This is a genomic window from Chryseobacterium sp. VD8, assembly GCF_037149975.1.
Taxonomy (GTDB): domain Bacteria; phylum Bacteroidota; class Bacteroidia; order Flavobacteriales; family Weeksellaceae; genus Chryseobacterium; species Chryseobacterium indicum.
This window is the reverse complement of sequence record NZ_JBBCQL010000366.1, coordinates 1-2493: the sequence shown is the minus strand read 5'-3', so window position 1 is coordinate 2493 and position 2493 is coordinate 1. Positions and strand designations below refer to the sequence as shown.

Below are 2493 nucleotides of genomic sequence, written 5' to 3'. Positions count from 1 at the left end.
TAAAACCTCCGATTCTGTTGTCTAAAGCTCTGCAGACAAAATAGCGGTCATTCATTTCGAAGAATTCATCGGGATACGTAATCATGCATCCTACATAAATTCCCATTTCTTCCACTTCCTTTTTGGAAGGTGCCCCGCAATCGATGAAGATGTTTTCAATTTTTGGAGTCGGTTCGTTCTGGTTGGCTCTTGTGTGGATTGCAGGCCATCCGAAAACACCTTTTACAATTCCGTTTTCACCGTGGATATGAACCACTTTGGACGGAGCAATTGTCTGATCAGAACCTCCGTTTCGGATCACGTAGATCAATCCGTCATCTGTTATATAATTTACATACCATGAAATTTCATCTGCATGCGCTTCAATCACTACTTTAAATTCCGCTTCGGGATTTATGATTCCGTAGCAGGTTCCGTAATGATCCACTTCAATTTTGTCTACATAAGGCTTAATGTAGTCCATCCATACTTTCTGTCCCTCGTGTTCGTATCCTGTTGGAGATGAAGTGTTTAAATATTTCTCTAAAAATTTTAAAGATTTCTTTTCAAATTTCATAAAAAGGAATGATTTTTGCGTTTAATTTTTGTTCTAATACGCGTAAAAATAATGAATTTTAGTAAGATTATTTGTCTTTTTCTCTTCTTTTTTGGAGTCAGTATTTCGGCTCAGAAGGATTCCATCATTGCGAAACCTTTAAGTCAGTACCCTGCAGAACTTTTGAAAACAGATGAATTCGGCAACAAATATTTCTATGACGAAAGGCAGAAAGCAAGGATCTATGAAATCAACGGGGAAACTGTGGTGGTAATGGATGAGCTGGTTTTGCTGAATAAACCGAAATTCAATAATCAGCTTGATCGAAACTATTATTATTTCTTAAATAAAAAGCTTTACAGAGTATATCCGTTATTTTTAACTGCTTTACAGCAATACAGAGATATTCAGGGAGAAATGACGAATATGGACAGTAAAGCAAAACGAAAATACATCAGAGACCGACAGAATATTCTAGCCGACCAGTACGAAAAACAGCTTCGTGATCTTACGACAACAGAAGGACAGGTTTTTGCCAAACTGATGAACAGAGCAACCGGAAAAAATGTCTACGAAATCATTAAAGAATTAAGAGGAGGATGGAGTGCTTTCTGGTGGAATGTAAAAGGAAAAATGGCAGATATTGATCTTAAAGATCCTTATGATCCGCACAAAAACAGAACCGATGAATATCTGGAATCCCTGCTGCAATCCAACTGGAATTCAGGTTATCTTCAGCCTTATTCCGGAGCAAGCAGCTTTAAAGTCTACAAATAATATCGATCATAAAAAATTCCTGTAAAGCTTTTACAGGAATTTTTCTTTTAATTTATCAAAAACAATCTTGTCGATAGGCAACGGAAACGGATTGTCCGGTCTGTCGATCTCAATCCATTCTGTTTTTTCGATGCAGGGATCAAGAATCAGGAAATCGCCTTCGTCAATAATGTTTACAATATAATATATGGTAAGAAGCTGTTCATTTTCTCTGAAACGCGAAACCAGAAAATCTTCCTGCGTATAAAAATGTTCCACAACTTCTATTTTTACATTCAGCTCTTCATCGAATTCTCGATGCAGACAATCTATTAATCCTTCTCCAAACTCCAGTCCGCCACCCGGAAATTTCATTAAAGGTTCACCTGCGTATTCTTCAAATAAAGTAAGGACTTTTTTATCTTTTACCGCACAGGCGTAAACTCTAATGTTGATCTTATCTATCATATATAATAATTTGTTAAAGCTAATTTAGGGAAAATTGTCGGATGCCCGAAGACATGATCTGGAAGTTTACGACTGATTTTAATTTTTTTTAATCTTAGATTTACATACTCAAAACTATCAGGAAGCAAATTTTTCCAGTCTTTTACCGAATGTGATGTTTAGATTTCTCCGGAATAACAAACTTTTAGAATGAAATTAAAAAAACTTCAATATATAATAAGGTATACACTCAATATTTTACAGATCATAAAAACACCTCAGTAATAAACCTCCATCTTCCAGCCTCCAGCCTCAAGCTTCCATCTTCCTTACAACTTCACCGCATTAATCATCTCTCTTTTTCCCGGAGGTCCCTGTTTTTTCTCAACGTTAAAATTCAGTTCCTGAAGAATTCTTCTTACGCTTCCTTTCGAAGAGTAGGTGGTTAATAATCCGTTAACAGCCATTTTATCCGCAACCATTTCAAAAAGGGGCTTTTCCCAAAGATCGGGCTGTACTCTTGCACCGAAACAGTCGTAATATACCAGGTTTATTTCGGGTAAATCGATATTCTTCAGATCAAAAAAATCACATTCTATCTTTTTTAAGTTGAAACCACTAATGATTTCTTCTGACTTTTCCCATTCTGCCAGATGAATTTTTTGATAAATATTTTTGAATTCGGGGTTATCGAAAAGCTCAAAATAGGCTAAATCGTTAATTTCCGATTCATTTATGGGGTATTTCTCAAGGGT

3 protein-coding genes and 1 pseudogene are annotated in these 2493 nt (G+C 36.0%); 1 reads left to right on the top strand and 3 read right to left on the bottom strand.

Translation table 11 applies throughout. From position 1 onward, the window contains the following. Positions 1-556, bottom strand: a pseudogene (gene chrP / locus WFK35_RS22135) (chryseobasin maturation metalloprotease ChrP); the annotation flags it as partial. A 51-nt stretch (positions 557-607) separates the two neighbouring features. Here chrP and WFK35_RS22130 point away from each other — a divergent pair. Beyond that, on the top strand, positions 608-1312 hold the full coding sequence (locus WFK35_RS22130) for a DUF4294 domain-containing protein (RefSeq protein ID WP_214589586.1): 705 nt from the start codon (positions 608-610) through the stop codon (positions 1310-1312). Positions 1313-1342: 30 nt separating this feature from the next. Here the strand turns inward: WFK35_RS22130 and WFK35_RS22125 are convergent, their stop codons facing one another. Beyond that, positions 1343-1759, bottom strand: coding sequence for an NUDIX domain-containing protein (locus WFK35_RS22125; protein ID WP_087709834.1), 417 nt, complete (start codon positions 1757-1759; stop codon positions 1343-1345). A 308-nt stretch (positions 1760-2067) separates the two neighbouring features. After that, on the bottom strand, positions 2068-2493 hold a 426-nt coding region (locus tag WFK35_RS22120), incomplete at its 5' end, for an MnmC family methyltransferase (RefSeq protein WP_336734746.1).

Excerpts from the sequence above, each read along its gene's own strand:
- WFK35_RS22125 (WP_087709834.1), bottom strand. The coding sequence starts at position 1,759 with ATGATAGATAAGATCAACATTAGAGTTTACGCCTGTGCGGTAAAAGAT.
- WFK35_RS22130 (WP_214589586.1), top strand. The coding sequence starts at position 608 with ATGAATTTTAGTAAGATTATTTGTCTTTTTCTCTTCTTTTTTGGAGTC.